Source organism: Pollutimonas sp. M17, assembly GCF_025836975.1.
Taxonomy (GTDB): domain Bacteria; phylum Pseudomonadota; class Gammaproteobacteria; order Burkholderiales; family Burkholderiaceae_B.
Map to the genome: position 1 here is coordinate 3,702,620 of NZ_CP107548.1, position 24,889 is coordinate 3,727,508.

The following is a 24,889-nucleotide window of genomic DNA, read 5'->3' on the forward strand; positions in this document are numbered from 1 at the left end:
CTCTGGTCATCCTCGTGATAGCCGTCATAGCGTGGACCTTCTGGCGTGGCGGGTCCCTTGGAAGCTGATGCGGCATGACTGAAGACATCAAGGAACTTTCGCGCCGCAAGCTCAACTTCTTCCAGACCATGAAAGCGGTGGCCTGGGGGTTTTTCGGGGTCCGCAAGGGCAAGGGCTACACTGAGGATATCGGCAGCCTGAACCCCGTGCACCTGATTGCCGCCGGCATTATTGCCGCCATTGTTTTCGTTGTAGGGCTGGTCTTGATCGCCCGCTGGCTCATTGGCTATTTGACCTAATATTTTTAATTCAATAATTCGCAGGAGAACACCATGAGTGCAAGTCACTTGGCTCAGGGCAAAGAGGCACCTTATTACTACGTGCCCGCCGATTCAGTCCACCCGGTACGCGCCAGCATTTCATTGCTGCTGACGCTGCTGGGCGCCGCGTTGTGGATCAACAGCTACAGCGTCGGATTCTGGCTTTTCATCGTCGGCATCCTCAGCCTTTTCGTCGTGCTCTACGGCTGGTTCGGCGATGCCATCCGCGAATCCGAAAGCGGCATGAACAGCACCCGCGTCGACCACTCCTATCGCTGGAGCATGGCCTGGTTCATTTTCTCGGAAGTCATGTTCTTCGGCGCGTTCTTCGGTTCCTTGTGGTATGCCCGCGAGGTCACCACGCCCTGGCTCAGCAACCTGGACCATCAAACGCTGCTATGGCCCAATTTCGCCGGCACCTGGCCCAACCTGGGACCCGCGGGCGTAGTGCCCGAGTTCAAGACGGTCGGCCCCTTCTGGCTGCCCACCATCAACACCGCCCTGCTGCTGACGTCGGGCCTCACGCTGACCATCTCGCACCACGCACTGCGCGCCAGCCATCGCGGCAAGGCCATCTTCTGGCTGGCCGCCACGGTCATCCTGGGCTTCACCTTCGTGGCCTGCCAGGCCTATGAATACCATCATGCCTACCAAGAGCTGAACCTGCGCTTCGACTCCGGCATCTATGGTTCGCTGTTCTATATGCTGACGGGCTTCCACGGCTTCCACGTCATACTGGGCTCCGTCTTCCTGACCGTCATCCTGTTCCGCCTGATCAGGGGCCACTTCACCGCCAATCAGCACTTCGGCTTCGAAGGCGCCGCCTGGTACTGGCACTTCGTCGACGTGGTCTGGCTGGGCCTGTACCTGTTCGTATACTGGTTCTAGGCCAATACGGCCGACACGGCCGCTTGCAGGAATGAACGCAAGCGAAAAAAGGCCGGCTCCCCGCCGGCTTTTTTTCCGCCCTAGCGGGTTACGAACCCGGTGCTTTGTATCCAGCCCATATGGTGGGCGAAAAGCACGAACAGGAAAAGCACGATAGACAAGCCGATGCGCACGGTCAAAGCGTTCACCGTGCGGTTTGTGCCCCCCTTGTCGCGCATCAGATAGACCAGGGCGGAAGCTAAACTTCCTAAAATGCCCAGGAACGCTAGGATGACTACGATACGCATTTCGGCCTCCGGTAAAACCTGAATTATTGCAGACATGGCACGCCCTCACACGATTTTCCACACGCTGACCGCCCTGGTTCTCCTGGGTGCGCTGGCGTTCGTGTTCGCATCCCTGGGCAATTGGCAGTTGGGCCGTGCCGCCCAGCGTGACGCCATCAGGCTGGCCATCGACGCCGGACGCGCCAGCGCTCCCCTGGCCATAGCCGCCGGCACGCCCGCAACGGAAATGCTGCCCTGGCGCCCCGCAACGGCACATGGCCGCTGGCGGCATGACTTGACCGTGCTGCTGGAGAACCGCAACTATCGGGGCCGGCCAGGTTACTGGGTGGCGACGCCGCTGGTCATCGACGAAGCTTCCGGCACGGCCATGCTCGTCCTGCGCGGCTGGCTGCCGCGCCCGTCTACTTTTCCGCAGGGCCTGCCCCAGGTCCCCGCAGCCGCGGGCGAACAGACCGTATCGGGCGAATTGCTGGAGCGCGTTCCCAGGCTCTTCGAGCTTTGGTCATGGGCGGGCGGCAGGGCCACGCAGCTGCCGGAACGCCTGCCCGACCCCAACCAGGCGACGCCCCGCGTCCAGAATCTGGATCTGGCCGCCTATGCGGCGGCAACCGGCCTGAAATTCAAGCCCGCCGTCCTGGCCCAGACCGTTGCCGCGACGCCGGCCGGCGAGGCGGCGGACGGCGCGCAGCTCATGCATGAATGGCCGGAACCTTCCCTGGATTCGGACAAGAACCGCGGCTATGCCCTGCAATGGTTCGGCTTTTCCGCCATCGCCGCCATCGCGTGGCTCGTCCTGGCCTGGCGCGCCCTGCGTCGCCGCAAATCGCCCCCTATTTTGTAAGGAACCCCATAGTGGTCAGCCCCTCCCCCGCAACACCGCAACCCGCCCGCAAGCCACGCTCCACATGGCCTTTGTACCTGATCGTGGCCATGTGCCTGGCGCCCGTCGTGTTCGCCCTGTTGGCGTATTACGTCCCATCGCTGGGCCTGCGCCCCCAGGAAAGCACCAACTACGGAACGTTGATACAGCCTCAGCGGCCCATCCCAAGCGCCCAGGAACTACCGCTGACCACCCGGGACGGCCAGCCTTTCGACCTGGCCAGCCTGCACGGCAAATGGCTGCTGGTCAGCGCCGATGCCAGCGCCTGCCCCGAATCCTGCGTCAGGAAGCTGTTCATTCTGCGCAATTCCCACGCCAGCCAGGGCAAGAATGTGGAACGCCTGGCCCGTGTCTGGTTCATGACGGACAAGGGGCCGGTGCCCGAGCAAGTGCTTGAAGCCTACAAGGGCACGCACATGCTGCAGGCCGATCCCGACAAGCTGGCGGCGTTCCTCGCGCCCAAGGCGAGCCCCGCCGAGCGCGAGGCGGCGCTGAAGGCCCCCATGTGGATCATCGACCCCCTGGGCAACCTGATGATGCAGTTCCCGGCCGACGCCGACCCCATCTCGGTGCGCGACGACATCAGCAAACTCATCCGCAATTCGCGCATTGGCTAGGAATATGGTGGAACGCATTACATCGCGATACCGGAAGCTGGTATTCGCCACCTGGTTCCTGACCCTGGACCTGATCATGTTCGGCGCCTTCGTGCGCCTGACCGACTCCGGGCTGGGCTGCCCGGACTGGCCGGGTTGCTACGGCAAGATCACCCCCATCGGGGCCAGCGGACACATAGAACAGGCCTTGCAGGCCATGCCCTACGGCGCCGTCAGCTTTTCCAAGGCGTGGATCGAAATGATCCATCGCTATGTGGGCTCCATACTGGGCATGATGATCATCGGCATCGTCTACATGGCCTGGCGGTATCGCCGCGAACTGGGCAACACGCCGCGTTTGGCCGTCGTCACGCTGGTGGCCGTATGCGTGCAGGGCGCCTTCGGCGCCTGGACCGTCACCCATCAGCTGATGCCCGTGGTGGTCACCAGCCATCTGCTGGGCGGCATGCTGCTGCTGGCCCTCATGACCTGGCTGGCCGCACGCGAGAAAACACATGCGCCCATCGCCGCCCAGGCGGTGCGCTGGCGCGCATGGATGGCCGGCGGCCTGATCCTGCTGTTCACCCAGGTGGCGCTGGGCGGATGGGTCAGCACCAATTACGCGGCGCTGGCCTGCATGGATTTCCCCATGTGCCACGGGCGCTGGGTTCCCGACATGGATTTCCATGGCGGATACTCGCTGATCCGGGGCCTGGGAATGCTGCCCTCGGGCGAGATGATTTCCCAGAACGCCCTGACCGCCATTCACTGGGTGCATCGCAATTTCGCCTTCCTGGTATTTGCCTACCTGGGTATACTCGCATGGAAAATGCTGGCGGAACCCGGATTGCGCGGTCCCGCAAAACTAGTGCTCATCCTGCTGGCGGCCCAGCTGCTGACCGGGCTTACCACCATCTTCTTCCAGTGGCCCCTGCTTATCGCCGTACTGCACAACGGCGGCGCGGCGGGGCTGGTGCTGGCCAGCGTTACTCTACTGGTGCGCCTGTCGCGCGCCCATGGGGCTAAAATACCGGCATGACTTCCGTACCCGTTCCCTCCCAGCCCTTAATCCGGCAGTACTTGGTGTTGACCAAGCCCCGCGTGACCCAATTGGCGGTTTTCTGCGCGGTCATCGGCATGTTCCTGGCCAGCCCGGGCCTGCCCGACCTGGGTCTCGTCATTGCCGGAACCGTTGGAATCTGGCTGCTTGCCGCGGCGGCCTTCGCCGTGAACTGCCTGATCGAACAGGAGATCGACGCCCGCATGCTGCGCACGGCGCGCAGGGCGACGGCCCGTGGCACCATCAGCAATACCCAGGTCATCCTGATGTCGGGCGGGCTGGGCGGCCTGGGCATGGTCGTCCTGTACAACCTGGTCAATCCCCTGACCATGTGGCTGACTTTCGCCACATTCGTAGGCTATGCCATCATCTACACCATCATCCTCAAGCCGCTGACCCCGCAGAACATCGTCATCGGCGGCCTGTCGGGCGCCATGCCGCCCGCCCTGGGCTGGGCCACGGTGGCCGACTCGGTGCCGGCCGAAGCCTGGATACTGGTGCTCATCATTTTTATCTGGACGCCGCCCCATTTCTGGGCCCTGGCCCTGTACCGCAACAACGACTACGCCAAGGCCGGCCTGCCCATGCTGCCAGTCACGCACGGCAAGCAGTTCACGCGCCTGCATATCCTGCTGTACAGCTTCGTGCTGTTCGCGGCCACCCTGCTGCCCTTTATCGTGCGCATGAGCGGCCTGTTCTATCTGGCTTCGGCCATTGTCCTGAGCGGCATGTTCGTGATGTATTCCTGGCGCTTGTACAAGGAATACTCCGACGAACTCTCGCGCAAGCTGTTCCGTTTCTCCATTCTGTACCTGGCCCTGCTTTTTGCAGCCCTGCTGCTCGACCACTGGGTCAGGCTGGCCTGATTCTCATCCCGGAAGTCCTATGCCTGTGTTTTCCAACAAGCGCCGCAGCCTCCTGACCCTGCCCCTGGCCGCCGCGCTGGCCCTCTCCATGACCGCATGCGGCAAGAAAGAAGTCGCCTTCAAGGGTTCCGACATCAGCGGCACCAAGCTTGGCCAGGACATGGCCATGGTGGACGGCAGCGGCACGCTGCGCACGCTGGCCGACTACAAGGGCAAGGTGGCTGTCGTGTTCTTTGGATTTACCCAATGCCCCGACGTGTGTCCCACCGCCATGGCCGAGCTTGCTCAGACCATGGAGATCCTGGGCGACGATGCCGGCAAGGTGCAGGTATTGATGATCAGCGTCGATCCCGAACGCGACACGCCCGAGATCCTGTCGGCCTACGTCAAGGCCTTCAATCCCGATTTCGTCGGCCTGACCGGCACACCCGAGCAGCTGAGCACGACGGCCAAGTCGTTCAAGGCCTATTACGCCAAGTCGGCGGGCGCGACGCCCGGCCAGTACTCGATGGATCACGCCTCGTCCTTCTACATCATCGACCCCGAAGGCGAGGCGCGGGTGCTGGTCAGCGGCAATGCCTCTGCCCAGGACATCGCCGACGACATTCGCCAGCTTCTGTAAGAGTCGCCCGCCGCTTCAAGCGGCGCCGGTGGCGGCCGGATCACCCGGCTCGGCCTGATCCGCGGCAGGCGTTGCGGCTGCCGGCGATGCCGCCGCGGCTTCCGTGGACTTCCCAACGACCGGAGGCCGCTGTGCCGGGGCCTCGCCACGCAGCTCGGGCAGGGGCTCGTGCTGGCGCTCGCCCGACTGGAATTCCTGCCATACCTCCAGCGCGCGCCGGCGTTGCTTGACCACCGTATCTATTTTTTCCCGCAAGGCCGGATCGCGCTTGAGCAGGGTGTCGAAATCGCCTTCCAGCAGCATCAAGAGGCGGCTGTAGCCCAGGGACGTCACCTTGGCCTCAAACTCCGTACCGGCGACCATGGCCATTTCACCGAAGATTTCTCCCGTGCCCAGTTCAACCGTCGTCTGGTCCGGCAAGTGTATGGTCACCGCGCCCGAGGCCACGATGTACATCGCCCGGCTTCGGCCTACCTGCATGCGGATCTGCTGATCGGGCACCGCCAGGCGCGGCTTGAGCAGCTTGGCGATCGCCCGCAGGGCGTCGGGAGCGAGGCCCTCAAAAAAAGGCACCCGGCGTATCAGGTCGCTGGCGCTCATGGCGATATCCAGCGCGGGATGCTTTTGCACATGGCTCCAGCGATGGTCTATCTGCTTGACCAGGTCGGAATACATTTCGCCGGTAATCAGGAATTGCGACAGCATGTCGCGATAGCGCAGGCGCTCCAGTGCGCGCGCCATGCGGCCCAGGTAGGCTTCCTGCAGCCACTGTGCAAAGACGGGGTACTGGAGGTTCATCGCCTGCAAGGCGTTCTCCAGCAGCACCAGGCGATGCCTGTGCGCGTCGATGATGGCGGCGGTGGCCTCCGGCCCCAACAGGGGCTGGATTTCCTTTTCCGCAAAATGCATCAGCCGTTGGGCCACTGAGCGCTTGGTCATCAAATTGGTGAACCGCTTGGCCAGCTCGCGGGCCAGCCAGCCTTGCATGCCGAACAGATAGTGCATCCGCAGCGCCAGGCGGAATGCCGGCGAATAGCGCAAGTCGGCGGCAATGGCCGCCTCGAAGCCTTTTACGCCGCCCGACCTTACGGCGTCGCTCATGTGCTCGGCCCGGGCCAGCAGCGACTCCGCCGCACGCCAATCGACGACTTGCGCTTTCAGGGTGTCGAAGAACATTTCCTCTTCGCGGGCCGCCATCATGGCCAGCCCCATGGACACTTTCTGGTCGTGGGACAGCTGCGCCAGCTCGCCGCCGTCCACGCTGGCCAGCGTGGCGTCGAAGACCGCATGCACACGATGCCGGACATCGGCCCCGATATGCTCGTTGCTCGCCAATTCGTCGGTTTTCTCGCGCAGGTCGTCCAGGGCGACGACCACCGCCTGGTTGCGCAGCGTGCGCTCGAAGGGCGAGAGCTCGTTCAGGCGCAGCCGCCGTATCAGGAAGCGCAAGCTGGTGCCATTGATGAACAAAGTCATCAGCACGAAGCCTGTGGTGGCCACCGCAATGAACTGGCGCGCTTCGTAGGGAACGTTATGCTGCTCGGTCACGGCCAGGGCCAGGGCCAGCGATACGGCGCCACGCAGGCCGCCCCACCACATCACCGCTTTATAGGAACGGCTGACCTTGGTGCCGAATCGCGTCAGTCCCAGCAGGGGTAGCACGCCGAATACCATCACGCCGCGCGCGGCAAGCGTCACGACGAACACCAGCAGGATCAGCAGCACCTGCATCCATGTGATATCGGCGATCATGCGCGGTATCAGCATGGCGGCGAAAACGAAAATCAGGGAATTGGCCCAGAAGCCGAACTGCGACCAGGAGCTGGACAACTGTTCGAAGGTCGCCGGCGACATGCGGGTGCGTCCGGTCGAACCCACCACCAGCCCGGCGATGACGGTGGCGACCACGCCGGAAACGCCCAGATAGTGCTCGGAGATGTAGAAGGTCAGATAGGCCAGGGCGACGGTCAGGGTTATCTCGGCGGTGGGCCAGCCGCGCAGCCAGATGAAAAGGCCGCTGGCCAGCCGCCCCATGAGGAAGCCCGCCACGCCGCCACCCAGGAAGCTGAGCACGAAGCCATAGAATACTTTGCCGGTGGACAACTGGCCGCCGCCGTACAAGACCGTCAGCAACACGGAATACAAGGCAATGGACGCCGCGTCGTTGAACAGCGACTCGCCTTCCACCAGCGTGGTCAGGCGCTTGGGCGCTCCGACCTCGCGGAACACGCCCACCACGGCGACCGGATCGGTGGTCGCCACGATGGCGCCCAGCATCAGGCATACCACCAGGCCGTAGTCCGACGCGGCGCTCAACGAAAAACCCACCGCGACCGTGCAGACGATGACGGCCACGATAGCCATCATCAGAATGGGGCCGATGTCGTCCAGCAGCCGCCGCACATTCAAGGCCAGCGCGGTTTCGAAAAGCAGTATGGGAAGGAAAACGAAGAGAAAGGTCTCCGACGACACCTCGAAATGCTGGAGCGAATCGAGGAAATCGGACATGACCAGCGGCGCCCAGCTATGGACATGTATGATCAAGCCAAGAACGAAGCCCACAATGGCCAGGAGGACGGAATAGGGCAGCCGAAGGCGGCCGGCCACCGGCGGCATGAAGGACACCAGCGCGAGCAGGCCGGCCAGTCCAAATACCAGGTGTCCTATCTGCATGATCGCAATCCTTTCGCCGTCCAGCCCTTTAGAAGCTCAAGAATATCGCTTTTTTCGGTGGATTTTTTCGGGGCGCCGGGATTTTTTTACCCCGGCCGGCGCAAGGCATAAAAAATGGGACACTTGGAGTGTCCCATAAACATCCGCTTCAAAAGGGAGGGGAAGAGGAGAAGCCGAAGCGGACGATGATCGGCGGCTCGCGCATCGATGGCGATACGCCGTTCATACAGATTAGTCACAAGCCGGACGATTAAGTTCGGGCACGGGCCGGGAAAGGTGTAATAAAAAATTTCCTGGCCGGATGCCTAGTCCGCCAGCGCCATGCGCAACTTCTTGAATGCGGCGGTTTCGATCTGGCGGATGCGCTCGGCCGAGACACCGAATTCAGCGGCCAATTCGTGCAGCGTGGCGCCGCCCTCGTCCTGCAGCCAGCGGGCCTGGACGATGCGCCGCGAACGGGGATCCAGGCCTTCCAGCGCATCGGACAGGCCCGCGCCCTGAAGATGATCGTAAGAGCGGCGCTCGAGAATGCGCGAAGGCTCCTGCCGCCCCTCGTCGGACAGGTAGGCAATCGGCGCATAGCCGTCCTCGTCGTCACCGGAGGTTTCGAGCGCCATTTCGCGGCCCGACAGGCGGACTTCCATCTCGCTGACATCTTCGGGACGGACGTTGAGCTCGCGCGCAATCTCGTTGACCTGCTCGGTATCCATCGTCTGGCCATCGGGGCGCATGCGGCGCAGGTTGAAGAACAGCTTGCGCTGCGCCTTGGTCGTGGCCACCTTCACCAGCCGCCAGTTGCGGACGATGTATTCATGGATTTCGGCCTTGATCCAGTGCACCGCGAACGACACCAGCCGTACGCCGCGATCGGGATCGAAGCGCTTGACGGCCTTCATGAGCCCGATATTGCCTTCCTGGATGAGGTCGGCGTGAGCCAGGCCGTAGCCTAGGTACTGGCGGGCGATGGACACCACCAGACGCAAGTGGGAGGTAATCAGTTGCCGGGCGGCATCCAGATCGGAATCATCGCGCAAACGCTTGCCCAACGCCACTTCCTGCTCTTGAGTAAGCATGGGCAGACGATTCACAGCGCTTATATAGGCTTCAATCGTGCCTAAGGCACCCGGATTGGAGATAGCCATGGCCAGCTGATTGTTGCTCAGCGCCAAGGATTGCGAAGCATGAGTCATCGATAAAGCGATCCTATAAAAGGCATATTTCTAATATTAGCACTCCAGCGCCGCGAGTGCTAATCTTGCGAAAAACCAGCTATGTACAGGTAATAAGAGCATTTTTCGTGCCGAAAGTTCGAATTTTGTTCCGCCCAGCCTATAAAATCGCTGTTGCGGAACTATTGCAAGCCCTACCTTTGTTCATGCCCCCGCGCCGGGGGCCACGGAGACCGTTTCCATGCTTTTGAAGAAATTCGCGTGTTCAGCCGCCCTGTTTGCCCTGGCGGGCGTCCTGCCCGCCGCCGCGCAGGTCAAAATAGGCGTGGTCACCTCGGCCACCGGGCCCACGGCCATGGTGGGCATACCTCAGAAAAACACAGTGCCGCTGCTGCCGACCAAAATCGGCGACCTAACGGTGGAATACATATCGCTGGACGATGCCAGCGATCCGACCCAGACGGTCACCGCCTTCAAGAAGCTGATCAGCGAGGAAAAAGTCGACGCCTTCATCGGCCCGACCGGCTCGCCCAATGCCATGGGCATCCTCCAGTTCGTGGCTGAATCGGGCACGCCCATGCTGGCGCCGGTGGGGACGGCGGCCGTCGTCCTGCCCATGACGCCGCAAAAGAAGTGGGTGTTCAAGACCACCCAGAACGACGACATCATCGCCAAGGCCCTGGTCGGCCACATGGCGAAGGCGGGCGTCAAGACGGCGGGCTTCATCGGCTTCAATGATGCCTACGGCGAGAACTGGCTGAAAGTATTCACCGGCCTGGCCCAGGACAACGGCATCAAGATCGTCGCGACCGAGCGCTATCAGCGCTCGGACAGCTCCGTCACGGGCCAGGCGCTGAAGGTTTTGTCAGCCAAGCCCGATGCCGTCCTGATTGCCGGCACCGGCACGGCGGCAGTCCTGCCGCAGGCGACGCTGGCCAAGCAGGGCTATAAAGGCCAGATCTACCAGACTCATGGCGCCGCGCTGCCCGCATTCCTGAAGCTGGGGGGCAAAGACGTCGAAGGCACCATACTGGCCGCCGGCCTGATGCTGGTGCTGCCGGAAATCGCCGACAGCAATCCATCGAAGAAAATCGCCGAAGACTACGTCGCACGCTACACCAAAATGTACGGCGAACGGCCGGCCACATTCGGCGCCAATGTGTTCGACGCCGGCCTGCTGCTGGAAAAAGCCATCCCGCAGGCAGCCAAATCGGCCAAGCCGGGCACCCGGGAATTCCGCAGCGCACTGCGCGATGCCCTGGAGAACACCCGAGAACTGGTCGCCACGCAGGGCGTCTACAACATGAGCCCCGAAGACCACAGCGGCTTCGATGAGCGCGGTCGGGAACTGCTGGTCGTGAAAAATGGAGAATGGCGCCTGCTCAAGTAGGCCTTGAACAGGCGCGCCTCCTGGAGCCTGTCATCGCCAGAAGGGAAGCCGCCCGGGCTTTAATCGGCGCCCAGGCGTTCCGCATGGAACGCCACATGGTCCTCGATGAACGTGGAAATGAAGTAGTAGCCATGGTCGTAGCCCGCATGGCGGCGCAGGACAAGGGGTTGCTGCGCCAGGGCGCAGGCTGCTTCAAAAGCCTCGGGGTGAAGTTGCTCTTCCAGGAAGTTGTCGGCCAGGCCCTGATCGATCAGTATGCCCTTGGGAAACGGGCTTTGCGACTGCTCCATCAACAAAGAGGCGTCGTAGCCCGCCCATGCCTGCCGGTCATCGCCCAGATAGGATGAAAACGCCTTTTCCCCCCAGGGGCAGCGCGAGGGCGCCGAAATGGGAGCAAAGGCCGATACCGACCGGAACTTGTCGCGGTGGCGCTGGGCCAGCACCAGGGCGCCATGGCCGCCCATGGAATGGCCGAACAGGCCCACGCATGCGGCGTCGCCCGGCAACTGGCTGGTGACGATGCCGAAAAGCTCGTCCGCCACATAGCTTTCCATGCGGTAGTGCGAACTCCATGGCGCCTGCGTGGCATCCAGGTAGAAGCCCGCGCCCGTGCCGAAGTCCCAATCGTCGTCCTCGCCGGCGATGCCGGCCCCGCGCGGGCTGGTATCCGGCGCAACCAGCATCAAGCCGTGCTGCGCGGCATAGCGCTGCGCACCCGCCTTGATCATGAAGGTTTCCTCGGTGCAGGTCAGGCCGGCCAGAAAGAACAGCACCGGCACACGGCCCTGCTCCGCCTGCGGCGGCAGGAAGACGGAGAAGCGCATGGGCAGGCCGATGGCCCTGGAGGCATGGCGATAGTAGCGCTGGACGCCATCGAAGCAGCGATGCTCGCTGAGCAGTTCAAGATCATCCTGTGGCATCACGGGGTCTCCTTGTGGCGGCCCGGGCCGCGATGGCCGGGCATCAGTACACCACTACCGAACGGATGGACTCGCCGCGCTTCATCAGCTCAAAGCCTTCGTTGATCTGGTCCAGACGCAGGGTGTGGGTGATGAGATCGTCGATATTGATCTTGCCGTCCATATACCAGTCGACGATCTTGGGCACGTCCGTTCGGCCGCGCGCGCCGCCGAATGCCGAGCCCTTCCATTCGCGTCCGGTCACCAACTGGAAGGGGCGCGTGGAGATCTCGGCACCGGCCTCGGCCACGCCGATGATGATGGACTGGCCCCAGCCGCGATGGCAGCATTCCAGCGCCTGGCGCATGACTTTGGTATTGCCTATGCACTCGAAGGAGTAATCGGCGCCGCCGTCGGTCAGCTGGATGATGTGATCGACCACGTTCTCGACCTCGTTCGGGTTGATGAAGTGGGTCATGCCGAACTTGCGCGCCATGGCTTCGCGCTCCGGGTTCAGGTCCACGCCGATGATCTTGTCGGCGCCCACCATTTTTGCGCCCTGAATGACGTTCAAGCCTATGCCGCCCAGACCGAACACCACCACATTGGCGCCCGCCTCGACTTTGGCGGTGAACAGCACCGCGCCCAGGCCGGTGGTGACGCCGCAGCCTATGTAGCACACCTTGTCGAAGGGAGCGTCGCTGCGTATCTTGGCCAGGGCGATCTCGGGGACGACGATGTGGTTCGAGAACGTGGACGTGCCCATGTAATGGTGCACCGGCTTGCCGCCCACGGTAAAGCGCGACGTGCCGTCGGGCATCAGGCCCTTGCCCTGCGTGGCGCGTATGGCCGTGCAAAGATTCGTCTTGCGAGACAGGCAGGACTTGCACTGCCGGCACTCCGGAGTATAGAGCGGAATGACGTGGTCTCCCGCCTTCAGCGAGCTGACGCCCGGGCCGGTTTCCAGCACGACGCCGGCGCCTTCATGGCCCAGTATCGATGGAAAAATGCCTTCGGGATCGGCGCCGGACAGCGTGTAATAGTCGGTATGGCAAATGCCCGTGGCCTTGATTTCGACCAATACTTCGCCGGCCTTGGGGCCTTGAAGCTCGACATCTTCAATAGTCAGTGGTTCGCCCGCTTTCCAGGCTATCGCCGCTTTCGTTTTCATACCTGCTCCTGAATACTGTTTAAACGCGACCGCCGCCGCATGCTTGAACGGCGGCGCCAGGACGATGTTAAACGATAACTCAGTACTCCGACGACTTCCCGGTCAGGGCGACGCCGGCGCGCAGCATGAAGTAGGCGAACGCGTCCACCCAGCGGCCCAGCCAACTGCGCCCCTGCAACTGTTCTTCAGTGACGCGCTCCGCGCTGCCATGCATTTCCGACTCGATGGCCGCCTTCAGTTCATCGGCGAATTGCGCATCGTGCACGAAGACATTGGCTTCGCGAGCCAGCAGCAGGCTGAAGGGATCCAGGTTGGACGATCCCACCATGGCGCAGCGGTCGACGACGGCGACCTTGGCATGCAGATAGCTGGCCATGTATTCATAGATTTCTATGCCATCGTCCAGCAGCTTGCAATACATGTATCGGCAGGCCCGGTACTGCATGGGATATTCGGAGCGTCCTTGCAGCAGCAGACGCACCTTCACTCCGCGCTGGGCCGCTTCCTGCAAGCCCTTGCGCAAGCGCCGTCCCGGAAAAAAGTATGCGTTGGCGATCAGGATGTCGCTGTCGGCCCTTCCCATGGTGGACAGGTAGACATTTTCTATGGTCTGGCGAAACCGGATATTGTCGCGCAGCAGCAGGGCCGCCCGCCGGCCCGGTTCGAAGGAAGGCGCCGGCTCTTTCCGCCTGGCCTTGAACCATTCCGTAATATGGGTCAGCCGCCGATAGAACGCGGCCCAGTCATCGCGCCGGCGCCAGGCCATACGCAGCCACAGGGCTCGCTGCGCCCGGGCCGCATCGGCGGCGATGGGACCCTGCAGGCGCACGGCGAAGTCGAAGCGCGGCTTCGGGCCCTGGCCGTCATCGGGCACGTCGACGTAGTCGTCCAGCACATTGATGCCGCCCACGAAGGCAATGGCGCCATCGACCACCGTCAGCTTGCGGTGCAGCCGGCGCAGGCGCCGCAGGTTGAAGCGCGCCGCGCGCAGGCCCGCCGGCTCGGGCCGGTAGATGCGGTACTGGGCACCCATTTCCGTCAGCTTGCGCGCAATGTCGGCGGCGTGCTCCTGGCTGCCGAAGCCGTCGATGACGACCCGCACCTTCACGCCGCGCGCACAAGCCCGGCTCAAGCTGTCCAGGACCAGCAAGCCGGTTCGGTCGAGATTGAATATATAGGTTTCCAGATGCACCTGGCGCTGCGCCTGGTCGATGGCTTCGCAAAGCGCCGGAAAGAACTCGCCGCCGTTGTGCAGCAGTTCGATGCGATTGCCTTCGCGCCAGTTCAGGCGCGGTTCTTTCTGAGCCATGCCCGACTTCCTTGCCTGATCCGCCCGGCCTCGCCGACGGGGCCGGTCAAGGCAGCTCCAGTTCGGCGAACAAGGGCGCGTGGTCGGAGATCTGCCGCCAGGGCAGCCCTTGCAGCACGCGTGCCTTGCGCACGGCAAAGCCCCGTTGATAGATGCGGTCCAGGCGCAGCCAGGGAAATGCCGCGGGAAAGGTGCGGGGCGGCGGCGTCAGGCGCGCCGCCCCGTTGATGCCCAGCTCGTGCACCTTTTCCGCCAGCGGCAGCGGGCGGGGCGGATGGCGCAGGCTATTGCGCAGGCGCGCCACCGAGTGGCGCAGCTTGCGCGGTTCGAAGTCGTCGTGGGGCGCGACGGCAAACACTTCGTATAAGCCCAGTTGCTGGACGAACAAGGGCGCAAGCCGATTGTTCCAGTCATTGAAGTCGCCCGCGATCAACATGGGTTCGCCCTCGGGGACCAGGCGGCGGATGCGCTCGACCAATGCACCCACCTGGCGCGAGCGCCCGCCCGCGAACAGGCCCAGGTGGACGACCAGGCAATGCACCGACACGCCCTGGACCTCGACCAGCGCATGCAGCAGCCCGCGCTGCTCCAGCTTGTGGTCGGAGATATCCTGGTTCTCGTGCTGGAGTATGGGAAAGCGCGACAACAGGGCGTTGCCATGATCGGTGTGCGGCCGCACCGCGTTGCAGCCGTAAGCGGCATGCATGCAAAGGGCCGCGCCCAGCGATTCGTGCTGGGCGTCCAGGCTGATGCGCTGTTCGTTGCGGCCCTGGACTTCTTGCAGGAACAGCAGGTCGGGGCGCAGTCCGTAAAGGCCAAGCCGCAATTCCGACAACGATTCACGGCTGCCCGTTGCGGAACGGCCCTTATGGATGTTGTAGCTTACGACCCGGATGACCGACACGATCCCTCCCCTGTTGCTCCTGCTACTTTACTTCGGTATTGCGCAGGCGGATGTGCAATTCGCGCAATTGCTTCTCGTCCACGGCGGACGGCGCCTGCGTCAGCAGGCACTGTGCACGCTGCGTCTTGGGGAAGGCAATCACGTCGCGTATGGATTCGGCGCCCGCCATCATGGTCACCAGGCGATCCAGGCCGAATGCCACGCCGCCATGCGGAGGCGCGCCGTATTGCAATGCATCGAGCAGGAAGCCGAACTTGTTGCGCGCTTCTTCCGCACCGATATTCAAGGCGCGGAATACTTTGCTCTGGACATCGGCGCGATGGATACGGACCGAACCGCCGCCCACTTCCCATCCGTTCAGGACCATGTCGTAGGCCTTGGCCAAGGCCCGGCTGGGGTCGGTTTCAAGGAAGTCCTCGTGGCCGTCCTTCGGACTGGTGAAGGGATGATGAGCCGCAAAGTAGCGGCCTTCTTCCTCGTCGTATTCGAACATGGGGAAGTCCACCACCCACAGAGGCTTCCAGCCGGCTTCGAACAGGCCGTTCTGCTTGCCGAACTCGCTGTGGCCGATCTTGACCCGCAAGGCCCCGATGGCATCGTTCACGACCTTGGTCTTGTCGGCACCGAAGAAAATCAGGTCACCGCTCTGGGCGCCGCTGCGCTCGATGAGCTTGGTCAGGGCGTCGACGTGTATGTTCTTGACGATGGGCGATTGCAGGCCGTCGGGGATGGATGCCGCATCGTTGACCTTGATGTAGGCCAGGCCCTTGGCGCCGTATATGCCCACGAATTTGGTGTAGGCGTCGATCTCGCTGCGGGGCATGCTGGCGCCGCCCGGAACGCGCAAGGCCACCACGCGGCTGGCCGGGTCGTTGGCAGGCGCCGAGAACACCTTGAAATCGACATCCTGCATCAGGTCGCCGACATCGACGAACTCCAGCTTCACGCGCAGATCGGGCTTGTCGGAGCCATAGCGGCGCATGGCTTCGTCCCAGGTCATCGTGGGGAAGGCGGCGGGCAATTCCACTTTTTGCACATGGGCGAAGACGTGCCGGATCATGCCTTCGAAGATCTCGCGTATCTGCTCTTCGTTCAGAAACGATGTTTCGCAATCGATCTGGGTGAACTCGGGCTGGCGGTCGGCGCGCAGGTCTTCGTCGCGGAAGCACTTCGTGATCTGATAGTAGCGGTCGAAGCCCGACACCATCAGCATCTGCTTGAACAGCTGCGGCGATTGCGGCAAGGCGAAGAACTGGCCGTCGTTCACGCGCGAAGGGACCAGGTAGTCGCGCGCGCCTTCGGGCGTGCTCTTGGTGAGCATGGGTGTTTCAATATCGATGAAGCCCAGGTTGTCCAGATACTTGCGCACTTCGATGGAGACCCGGTAGCGCAGCATCAGGTTGTGCTGCATCTGCGGGCGGCGCAGATCCAGTACGCGATGCGTCAGCCGGGTGGTCTCCGACAGGTTGTCGTCGTCCAGCTGGAAGGGCGGCGTGACCGAAGCGTTCAGCACTTCGATTTCGCGGCACAGCACTTCGATCTCGCCCGACTTGAGCTCGGGATTGCTGGTGCCTTCCGGGCGCAACCGCACCAGGCCGGTCACGCGCACGCAGAACTCATTGCGTATGTGTTCGGCGGTGGAGAATGCCTCGACATTGTCCGGATCGACCACGATCTGGGCCAGGCCCGCGCGATCGCGCAGGTCGATGAAAATCACCCCTCCGTGGTCGCGGCGGCGATGAACCCAGCCAAACAAGGTCACTGTCTGGTCAAGGTGTTCTTTACTGACGTCGCCGGTATAGCAGGTACGCATCGAGGATTACTCCGTATATAAAATTCTTGTAAACAAAATCAGGGCCGGTCCTTGCCGGACGAGTCCGCTTCCTGGGCCGCGTCGATGCGCTGGGCCGCCTCGACCACCGAGACCGCCTCGTGGCCGGCTTCCAGCGCCTTGACCGTCCCGGGAGCCACGACACCCATGGAAACAATGTACTTCAATGCCGCGTCGACGCTCATGTCGAGCATCTGCACGTCGCTGCGGGGCATCATCAGGAAAAAGCCCGAAGTCGGGTTGGGCGTGGTCGGAACATACACACTGACGAAATCATCGCCCAGCTTCTCCGCCACCTCGCCGCTGGGCGCACCGGTCAGGAAGGCAATGGTCCAGGCGCCCTGTCGCGGGTACTGCACCAGCACCGCCTCGCGGAATGCCTGGCCATTGGGCGCAAGCACGGTGTCGCTGACCTGCTTGACCGAATTATAGATTGAGCGGACCAGCGGAATCCGGCCCAGCAATTGTTCCCAGCGCTCGACCAGCGCGCGGCCCAGGAAATTGGCGCCCAGCAGGCCGGTCAGCAGCACGACGGCCAGCACCAGCAGCAGCTGAAAACCCGGAATGCGATAGCCGAACAGCGATTGCGACGAGAGGAATGCCGGCACGACGCTTTCCAGCGTGCCGATCAGGAGCGCAATGACCCAGACCGTGATGATCAGGGGAATCCAGATCAGCAGTCCGGTAATGAAGTAGCGCTTGAAGAAACGCATTCGGTTCTGATGCTGCGCGGTCACGACGACGCGGTACTGGCCGGCGCCGGGGCCGATGACGGCGCGGCCGGCGTGCTGGAACCGCTGCCGGCGGCGTCCCCGCCGGACGGAGTCGCGGACGGCGCGGCGGGCTTGGAGCCTGCCGTGCCGCCATTATTGCGGAAATCGGTGACATACCACCCCGACCCCTTCAGCTGGAAGCCGGCGGCGGTTACCTGCTTGGCGTAGCTGCTTTGCCCGCATTCGGGGCAATCCGTCAGGACAGGGTCGGAAATCTTTTGCAGCACATCCTGCGCATGCCCGCAGGCGCTGCACTTGTAAGCATAAATAGGCACGAGAAAATCCCAAGAAAATATGTCTAAGGAACAACCGCCAGAAGCCGCCCCGCCGGGCAGGAACGGAAAAAATGCGGTCCCAGCGCCAAAAACGGCTAATTTTAGCCGTTTTTGGGCAGCGGATGACGGCGCGCGGCCGCCGGCCGGGCGGCCCCTTAAAAGGAATTGGGCAGCAGGAACATGAACGCCGCCACCAATGTGGGTATGGAGGCGGACAGCAGCAATTTCAATGGCGAAATGGCGCCATCGGGAAAGCACCCTTTCAGTATGGAAAAACCGGCCGGGTTCGGCGCGTTGGCAATGACGGTCAGGCCCCCGCCCGTCACCGCGCCGGCAACCAGCATATAGCGCCACAATTCGTCGGTGCCCTCGACCAGCGACCCCAGATAGGTCAGCGCGGCATTGTCGGTCACCGCGGTGAGCGCCGTGGCGCCCCAGTACAGGACGATGGGCGACAAGCCCGCCAGCAGGTCTTGCAGCCACCATTTCTGCAAGCCGCCCAGCACCACCAGGCCGGCCAGGAAAAATCCCACCATCAGGCCCTCGCGGATAAGCAGTGGATTCTGATGGCGCTTGTAGGCGTGGGCATAGCCGATGAACAACATCATGAAGGCCAGGAAAACAATGGGATGGTGCGCCGACAGGACGACGCCCACCAGGAACAGGGTATGGATGGCGATTACGATGAGCGGCACCGGGGGCCGCGCCGCGGTCTCGTGCTGAGGCGAACCCAGGGTGCCGTCCAGCAGGTGCGGGCGGCAGATGAAGGTCAGCACGCCGGCATTGATGCACACCGCCAGAACCGCGCGCCAGCCGAAATGGGTCGCCATGTAGGCGGTGTCCCAGTTGAAGGTCTGCGCCACCATCAGCACGGGCGGCGCCGCATAGGCGGTGAGCACGCCGCCTATGGACACATTCACGAACAGCACGCCCAGGGTCATGTATTTGAAGCCGTCCTGGCCGGGCTTGCGGAAATAGGCGTCGCGCAGCAGCAGGGCCGCCAGCGTCATCGCCGCCGGCTCGGTGATAAAGGATCCGGCCAGGGGAACGAAAGACAGGGTCACGAAGAACATGGCCAGTTCGTTGCGTATGGGCAGGATCCTGGCCAGGGCGCGCACCGCCATGTTCACCAATTCGATGATGGGACGGCTGGCCGCCACCACCATGATGACGAAAACGAAGGCGGGCTCGGTGAAGTTGCGGGTGTCGATATAGTTGACCGCCTCGCCCACGCCCGACAGCAGGGCCATGCATGCCAGCAGCACGCAGGCCCATACGCCGAATACGGCCTCGACCTCGGACAGCAAGTGCCATAGCCCCGCGTGCGGCCCGCCGCCATTGGCCAGCCGCGCAAAGACCGGCACCGAAAAGGTGTGAATGATGGCAATCGCAAACAAGGCGGTTGCAAGATACTCCATGAAACTGGCCATGCCTCAACCCTTATACTTATAGAAAACTGGCACGAATTGTCGCACGATCCCGCGATTCGATACGGTGGCGCCGCAGTGCGGGCATCCCGGCCTCTCGTGAGGCCTTGCTCATCGATGTCGGGCCGTCATGCCGGGCGCTTGCCCAGAATGAAGCTTGCGCCCTGCTCGGCGATCATGATGGTCGGCGAGTTGGTATTGCCCGATGTGATGGTCGGCATGATCGACGCATCGATGACGCGCAAGCCTTCGATGCCATGCACGCGCAATTCGGGGTCGACCACCGCTTGGGCATCCGTACCCATCTTGCAGGTGCCCACCGGGTGGAAAATGGTGGTGCCGATATCGCCGGCCGCCTTTTCCAGATCGGCTTGCGACTCGATGGCGGACCCGGGCTTGTATTCTCGGGGGTTGTGCGGAGCCAGGGCCGGCTGGGCCATGATTTTGCGCGTCAGCCGTATGCTGTCGGCGGCCACGCGGCGGTCTTCGTCCGTTTGCAGGTAGTTGCACAGAATGGCGGGCGCATCGGTGGGCCTGGGCGACACGATCCGGACATGGCCCCGGCTGGTGGGCCGCAGATTGCACACCGAAGCCGTGATGGCCGGAAAGGTGTGCAGCGCTTCGCCGAATTTCTCCAGAGACAAGGGCTGCACGTGGTATTCAAGATTGGCGCGCGACTGCTCGGGGCCGGAACGGGCAAACGCGCCCAGTTGCGACGGCGCCATGGTCAGCGGCCCGCGCTTCCGGGCCGCGTACTGCAAGCCCATCAGCGCCTTGCCCCATAAGGTTCCGGCTATGGTGTTCAGCGTCCTGGCGCCATCGACCTTGTAGATCATGCGCAGCTGCAGATGATCCTGCAGATTGCCGCCCACGCCCGGCAGGTCGTGCACGACCGGAATGCCCAGCGACTGCAGCAGGGCTCCAGGGCCCACGCCCGATACTTGCAACAGCTGCGCCGAGCCGATCGAACCCGATGACAGGATGACCTCGGAACGGGCGCGGGCGAATCGCGCCTGACCCTCATGGATGAAATGCACGCCTTGGGCGCGCTTGCCCGAGAAGGCGATCCGTTCGGCCTGTGCGCCGGTCAGCACCGTCAGATTGCTCCGGTGGGCGACAGGATGCAAAAAGGCTTTTGCGGCGGTCCAGCGCACGCCGCGCCGCTGATTGACCTCGAAGTAACAGCAGCCCTCGTTGTCGCCTCGGTTGAAATCGTCGATGGAAGGGATGTCGGCCTGTTGCGCCGCCTGGCGGAAGGCATCCAGTATCGGCCACGACAGGCGCTGGCGCTCGACCCGCCACTGGCCGGAACCGCCATGGAATTCGCTTTCCCCCCCGTGGTGATCCTCGAGTTTCTTGAAGACGGGCAGCACGTCATTCCAGCCCCAGCCCCGGTTTCCTTCAGCCGCCCAACCGTCGTAATCGGCGGCCTGACCCCGCATGTAGATCATGCCATTGATGGCTGAACTGCCGCCCAGGACGCGGCCGCGAGGGTAGCCCAGGATGCGGTTGTTGATGCCGGGGTCGGGCTGGGTGCTGTAGCACCAATCGGTGCGCGGATTGCCGATGCAGTACAGATAGCCTACGGGTATGTGTATCCAGCGCCAGTCATCGCGCCCGCCGGCCTCGAGCAAAAGCACTTTCCGGTTCGGGTCGGCGGAAAGCCGGTTGGCCAGCAGGCAGCCCGCCGAACCCGCGCCCACGACGATGTAGTCGAATTCCCATTGCTCTTGCTGCGGTGCTGGATCCGCCATTCTTTTGTCTCCTGCCGGCTGTTGTTGCAGATTTTGTATTGCTTTGATACAGCAATTCTAATCCTTCCGGGCCCGCCTCTGCACAGCGCCTTTGCCGCGTGCGCGGCGCATCCGGCTCAGGCGGGCAATACGGTGCCCGCTAGCGCGGCCGCCAGAAGCAGCACGCCCACCGCCATATTGGCGCGAAACAGCATGAAATTGCGGTCCGGCCGATCCAGGCTGAATACCCGCATCTGCCAGAGAAAATGGGCGGCAATGGCGGCGATGACCACGTAGTAGGGCCAGGCCATGCCGATTCCCGCCCCGCCATAGATCCACAAGGCGACGGTGGCGATGTAGAAGCCGCTGATCCATGCCTTGCCCTTGTCGGCGAACCGCAAGGCGGTCGAATGCAGGCCCAGCTTCAGGTCGTCGCGCACGTCCACGTAGGCGTAGATGGAATCGTAGCCGACCTGCCACAGGACGGCGCCCAGCCACATGGCGACGGCCGCAAGCGGCACGGTATTCTGGGTATCGGACCAGGCCATCAGCATGCCCCAGTTGAAGCCGATGCCCAGGACGACCTGCGGCCAATAGGTGAAGCGCTTGCATAGCGGATAGACGATGACGATGGGCATCAGCGCCACAGCCAGCCAACGGCTGTATTCATTCAGGGCCAGCAGCAACAGCGCGCACACGAGCAATTGAGCGAACACGAACCACAAGGCGTTCTTCAAGGTAAGCTGGCCGCTGGTCAGAGGCCGGAAGCGCGTGCGTTCGACCTTTTTGTCGATATCGCGATCAAAGATGTCGTTGAAGCAGCACCCTATGCCGCGCATCAGCAGGGCGCCCAGCGAAAAGATGAACAGCCGGAACAGGCTGGGCCAGCCGTCCGCGGCCTGCACCAGGGCGGCTAGGCAAGGCAGCAGGGTCAGCCAGGTGCCAACGGGCCGATCCAGCCGGCACAAACGCGCATAAGGCCCCCAGGAACGCGGCAGCCAGCGCTCCACCCAATCGTCGGGGCGCATGTCCGACAGATCGGGGGTGGAAAGTCCGGCGCCGGATTGGGGGTTCGAATCGGACGAGTGTAGCGGCGTCATTGCAAACTTATGGTGTATCCCGTGGCGAAAGTGCGAATCGGCGGGATCAGCTTTCCTTGATCAGCTTGCCCAATATGGCAATGCCTTCGCGGATTTTTTCCTCGGATACGGTGACAAAGCTCAGGCGCAAGGTATTGGTCTGCGGGTCGGCGCCGGCGAAGAACGGCGCGCCCGGCACAAACGCGACATTGTTCTGGATGGCGCGGGCCAGCAGCTGGGTGCCGTCGATATGGGCGGGCAGCGTCACCCAGATGAACATGCCGCCTTCGGGGCGGGTCCAGGTGGCCGTGGCGGGAAAGTGCCGATCCATGGCGTCGAGCATGTAGCCGCACTGCTCTTTGTACAGATCGCGCACCATGGGCAGATGGTCGGTCAGAAAGCCGTCCTTCACGGTTTCATAAACGGCCATCTGGGTCAGCGAGGCGGTGTGCAGGTCGGTGGCCTGCTTGATCTGGACCAGCTTGGCGATGATGGGCTTGGGCGCCACGATGTAGCCCAGGCGCAGGCCGGGGGCCAGAACCTTCGAGAACGTGCCCAGCCGGACCACGGTGGCGCCTGCCGCGCGGCCCAGGCCCAGCAGGCCGGGCTGGGCCGTGCCCGCATAACGCAGTTCGCCGTACGGGTCGTCTTCGATGATGGGCACTTGCAGGGCGGCGCAGCGTTCCACCAGCGCCTTGCGGCGCTCCAGACTGAGCGTCAGGCCGGTTGGGTTCTGGAAATTGGGCAGGACGTAGATGAAGCGCGCCCCCGCCGCCCGTTCGCCGGTCAAGGCTTCGGGAATCAGGCCGCCCTCGTCGGTCGGCACAGCCACGTAGTCGGGCTCGAACAGGGAAAACGACTGCAGCGCACCCAGATAGCTGGGCGCTTCGACCAGGACTTTGCTGCCCGGGTCGATGAAGAGCTTGCCCAGCATATCCAGCGCCTGCTGCGAGCCGGAAACGATAAGCACTTCGTCGGGCGAGACGTCGGCGCCGACGCGCTTCAGGTCTTCAGCCACCCATGCGCGCAAGGGCGCATAGCCTTCGGTGGGGCCGTATTGCAGCGCGCTGCGGCCATTGTTTTCCAGGACGCGGTCGAAGGCGGATTTCATGACATCGACCGGGAAGCCCTTGGGCGCGGGCAGGCCGCCGGCAAACGAAATGATTTCCGGCCGTTCGGTAACTTTCAGAATCTCTCGGATGGTTGAACTGGTCAGTTGCTGCGCGCGCTGCGAAAAAGTGTAGGGAAGGCTATACGAATCCATAATTCTGAAAAATTCCGGTAAAGAGCAAAGTAATAACCCCTTAGATTAACGCAACTGGCGGCAAGATTCAGTGCAAAGCCCTCGCCGCCCGCCATTCGACGGGCTTACGCAACACTTTTACAACGAGTCGTCCTTGCGCCGGCTGTCGCGCCGCACGGTCCGGATCAGCCACCAGAACAATGAGAACGAGCAGGCCAGGCCCACCCCGAAAATTCCAAGCACGATCCAATCGCCCGTAGTCATTGGCTGTCACCTATATATGTGTGTTTGCTGATGCGGCGTGCCGCGCCCGCGATCCATTATGCATGCGGCTGCGCCGATTTTACGTCCGCCGCCTGTTCCGCGGCGATCAGGGCCTGCAGCTTCTGGCGAAAACGCAAAGGACCGGCGTCCAGCGGCAGATTCATTTTCGAGGGGCTTCTGGCCATGCCGGCATGCACGGCTTCGAGCACGGCGCGATCCTCGCCGAAAGCATGCCGCACATCTTCGGCAAACTGACGCGACACCGCCTCGTCGTCGGGGCTGAAGTTGCGCAGCTGGAACCAGTAGTAGCGTGTGGTCGACTCGTCCACCGGCGTCAGGAAATTGTAGGAATCCATCAGGAACACATCGGGATGGAAGGGTTCGGTGTCGGTGCCGCTGCCGGCCGGCGCGAAAATCGCCTTGATCAGCGCGTGCGACGGCACACGCACTTCGTAGTGCTGCTTGCGATCGCAAGGGCCGGAAAACTTGACGAACTTCGCATAAAAGGGCGCAACCTCGACATTGCGCATCCAGCGCGACACCACGACCCCATCGTCGTTGACCTGGGTTTTCAGAGGCTCGCCTATCATGGCGGCATTGCCGAACGAGGTTTGATGCACCCACGAAACATGGGACGGATCGAGCAGGTTGTCGGTCAGGTACTGGTAATTGCAGCGCACCGTCATGGCATCGCCCCGGTTCACGCCCCAGGCGGGGTCGCCCCAGTGCGCCACCTGCATGATGTCCGCCGGGTCGGCCGACCCGGGGTCGCCCATCCATATCCACACCAGGCCGTAGCGCTCGGCCACCGGATAACTGCGCACCACCGCGCGGGCCGGCGGCTGGGCCATGCCCGGCGCACGCACGCAGCTGCCCGAACAGTCGAACACCAGGCCGTGGTAGCCGCATTCAACGGCGTCGTCCCGCAACCGCCCCATGGACAGGGGCAGCTTGCGGTGCGGACAGGCGTCCTCCAGCGCGGCCACGCCGCCGTCCAGCGTCCGGTATAGAACGATATCCTCGCCCAGTATCCGGGTCGAATGCAGGTGGCGTCTGATCTCGTGATCGCTTGCCGCCACATACCAGGCATTCTTCAAGAACATGGGTACTCCTTATGAATCGATTCGCTTTCAACAATGCGGATCATAATCCACGCACGGCGCCCCCCGGCAATGCCCGCCGTGCCAGGAGAGGCGCCGTGTTTTATAATTATCCCCCCGTTTTTTGCGC

Annotated in this window: 24 protein-coding genes; 8 read left to right on the plus strand and 16 right to left on the minus strand. The window is 62.9% G+C overall.

The genetic code is table 11. The annotated features are described in order from the left end of the window. The first annotated feature begins 74 nt into the window (after nucleotides 1-74). Nucleotides 75-299, plus strand: a complete 225-nt coding sequence (locus OEG81_RS17315; protein ID WP_264130513.1) for a DUF2970 domain-containing protein — start codon at nucleotides 75-77, stop codon at nucleotides 297-299. Between the two features lie 33 nt (nucleotides 300-332). Beyond that, on the plus strand, nucleotides 333-1,208 hold the full coding sequence (locus tag OEG81_RS17320) for a cytochrome c oxidase subunit 3 (protein ID WP_264130514.1): 876 nt from the start codon (nucleotides 333-335) through the stop codon (nucleotides 1,206-1,208). 80 nt (nucleotides 1,209-1,288) lie between these two features. Here OEG81_RS17320 and OEG81_RS17325 read toward each other — a convergent pair whose 3' ends face one another. After that, a complete protein-coding gene (locus OEG81_RS17325; protein WP_264130515.1) occupies nucleotides 1,289-1,495 on the minus strand; it encodes a twin transmembrane helix small protein in 207 nt (68 codons plus the stop codon). Nucleotides 1,496-1,529: 34 nt separating this feature from the next. Here OEG81_RS17325 and OEG81_RS17330 point away from each other — a divergent pair, with 34 nt between their 5' ends. From OEG81_RS17330 to OEG81_RS17350, 5 genes are all read left to right on the plus strand, one after another. After that, nucleotides 1,530-2,336, plus strand: a complete 807-nt coding sequence (locus OEG81_RS17330; RefSeq protein ID WP_264130516.1) for an SURF1 family protein — start codon at nucleotides 1,530-1,532, stop codon at nucleotides 2,334-2,336. 89 nt (nucleotides 2,337-2,425) lie between these two features. Next, complete coding sequence (locus tag OEG81_RS17335) at nucleotides 2,426-2,992, plus strand: SCO family protein (protein ID WP_264132645.1); 567 nt, start codon at nucleotides 2,426-2,428, stop codon at nucleotides 2,990-2,992. Between the two features lie 7 nt (nucleotides 2,993-2,999). Beyond that, nucleotides 3,000-4,010, plus strand: a complete 1,011-nt coding sequence (locus tag OEG81_RS17340; protein WP_264132646.1) for a COX15/CtaA family protein — start codon at nucleotides 3,000-3,002, stop codon at nucleotides 4,008-4,010. Beyond that, the gene (cyoE, locus tag OEG81_RS17345; protein ID WP_264130517.1) at nucleotides 4,007-4,897 is read left to right on the plus strand and encodes a heme o synthase; all 891 of its coding nucleotides are present in this window, start codon (nucleotides 4,007-4,009) and stop codon (nucleotides 4,895-4,897) included. Before OEG81_RS17340 ends, cyoE begins: the two co-directional genes overlap by 4 nt. 19 nt (nucleotides 4,898-4,916) lie before the next feature. After that, nucleotides 4,917-5,519 carry an SCO family protein gene (locus tag OEG81_RS17350; RefSeq protein ID WP_264130518.1) on the plus strand — a complete coding sequence of 201 codons (603 nt, stop codon included), beginning with the start codon at nucleotides 4,917-4,919 and terminating at the stop codon, nucleotides 5,517-5,519. A 15-nt stretch (nucleotides 5,520-5,534) separates the two neighbouring features. Here the strand turns inward: OEG81_RS17350 and OEG81_RS17355 are convergent, their stop codons facing one another. Further along, entirely contained in the window at nucleotides 5,535-8,192 is a 2,658-nt protein-coding gene (locus OEG81_RS17355; protein WP_264130519.1) for a cation:proton antiporter, read from the minus strand. A gap of 305 nt (nucleotides 8,193-8,497) precedes the next feature. After that, nucleotides 8,498-9,382, minus strand: a complete 885-nt coding sequence (rpoH, locus tag OEG81_RS17360; RefSeq protein ID WP_264130520.1) for an RNA polymerase sigma factor RpoH — start codon at nucleotides 9,380-9,382, stop codon at nucleotides 8,498-8,500. Between the two features lie 220 nt (nucleotides 9,383-9,602). Between rpoH and OEG81_RS17365 the strand changes: the two genes are divergently transcribed. Then, nucleotides 9,603-10,751: an ABC transporter substrate-binding protein gene (locus OEG81_RS17365; RefSeq protein ID WP_264130521.1), complete on the plus strand. Its 1,149-nt coding sequence runs from the start codon at nucleotides 9,603-9,605 to the stop codon at nucleotides 10,749-10,751. A 59-nt stretch (nucleotides 10,752-10,810) separates the two neighbouring features. Here OEG81_RS17365 and fghA read toward each other — a convergent pair whose 3' ends face one another. The 13 genes from fghA to OEG81_RS17430 all read right to left on the minus strand — a co-directional run bounded on the left by fghA (nucleotide 10,811) and on the right by OEG81_RS17430 (nucleotide 24,762). Further along, nucleotides 10,811-11,671 (minus strand): S-formylglutathione hydrolase, encoded by an 861-nt coding sequence (gene fghA, locus OEG81_RS17370; protein WP_264130522.1) that lies wholly within the window; start codon nucleotides 11,669-11,671, stop codon nucleotides 10,811-10,813. Nucleotides 11,672-11,714: 43 nt separating this feature from the next. Continuing rightward, a complete protein-coding gene (locus OEG81_RS17375; protein ID WP_264130523.1) occupies nucleotides 11,715-12,821 on the minus strand; it encodes an S-(hydroxymethyl)glutathione dehydrogenase/class III alcohol dehydrogenase in 1,107 nt (368 codons plus the stop codon). Nucleotides 12,822-12,900: 79 nt separating this feature from the next. After that, a complete protein-coding gene (gene clsB / locus OEG81_RS17380) occupies nucleotides 12,901-14,130 on the minus strand; it encodes a cardiolipin synthase ClsB (protein WP_264130524.1) in 1,230 nt (409 codons plus the stop codon). A gap of 46 nt (nucleotides 14,131-14,176) precedes the next feature. Next, the gene (locus OEG81_RS17385; RefSeq protein ID WP_264130525.1) at nucleotides 14,177-15,034 is read right to left on the minus strand and encodes an endonuclease/exonuclease/phosphatase family protein; all 858 of its coding nucleotides are present in this window, start codon (nucleotides 15,032-15,034) and stop codon (nucleotides 14,177-14,179) included. Nucleotides 15,035-15,056: 22 nt separating this feature from the next. Beyond that, nucleotides 15,057-16,847 carry an aspartate--tRNA ligase gene (gene aspS / locus OEG81_RS17390; RefSeq protein ID WP_264130526.1) on the minus strand — a complete coding sequence of 597 codons (1,791 nt, stop codon included), beginning with the start codon at nucleotides 16,845-16,847 and terminating at the stop codon, nucleotides 15,057-15,059. Between the two features lie 38 nt (nucleotides 16,848-16,885). Next, entirely contained in the window at nucleotides 16,886-17,578 is a 693-nt protein-coding gene (locus OEG81_RS17395) for a DUF502 domain-containing protein (RefSeq protein ID WP_264130527.1), read from the minus strand. Nucleotides 17,579-17,598: 20 nt separating this feature from the next. Continuing rightward, complete coding sequence (locus tag OEG81_RS17400; RefSeq protein WP_264130528.1) at nucleotides 17,599-17,913, minus strand: FmdB family zinc ribbon protein; 315 nt, start codon at nucleotides 17,911-17,913, stop codon at nucleotides 17,599-17,601. A gap of 155 nt (nucleotides 17,914-18,068) precedes the next feature. Then, complete coding sequence (locus tag OEG81_RS17405) at nucleotides 18,069-19,343, minus strand: putative Na+/H+ antiporter (RefSeq protein ID WP_264130529.1); 1,275 nt, start codon at nucleotides 19,341-19,343, stop codon at nucleotides 18,069-18,071. A 125-nt stretch (nucleotides 19,344-19,468) separates the two neighbouring features. After that, on the minus strand, nucleotides 19,469-21,094 hold the full coding sequence (locus tag OEG81_RS17410; RefSeq protein WP_264130530.1) for a GMC family oxidoreductase: 1,626 nt from the start codon (nucleotides 21,092-21,094) through the stop codon (nucleotides 19,469-19,471). A gap of 116 nt (nucleotides 21,095-21,210) precedes the next feature. Beyond that, nucleotides 21,211-22,173, minus strand: a complete 963-nt coding sequence (gene ubiA, locus OEG81_RS17415) for a 4-hydroxybenzoate octaprenyltransferase (protein ID WP_264130531.1) — start codon at nucleotides 22,171-22,173, stop codon at nucleotides 21,211-21,213. A 46-nt stretch (nucleotides 22,174-22,219) separates the two neighbouring features. Then, nucleotides 22,220-23,416, minus strand: a complete 1,197-nt coding sequence (locus tag OEG81_RS17420) for a PLP-dependent aminotransferase family protein (protein WP_264130532.1) — start codon at nucleotides 23,414-23,416, stop codon at nucleotides 22,220-22,222. 117 nt (nucleotides 23,417-23,533) lie between these two features. After that, nucleotides 23,534-23,659, minus strand: a complete 126-nt coding sequence (locus OEG81_RS17425) for a hypothetical protein (protein WP_264130533.1) — start codon at nucleotides 23,657-23,659, stop codon at nucleotides 23,534-23,536. A gap of 56 nt (nucleotides 23,660-23,715) precedes the next feature. Next, on the minus strand, nucleotides 23,716-24,762 hold the full coding sequence (locus tag OEG81_RS17430) for an aromatic ring-hydroxylating dioxygenase subunit alpha (protein ID WP_264130534.1): 1,047 nt from the start codon (nucleotides 24,760-24,762) through the stop codon (nucleotides 23,716-23,718). Between the last annotated feature and the right edge of the window lie 127 nt (nucleotides 24,763-24,889).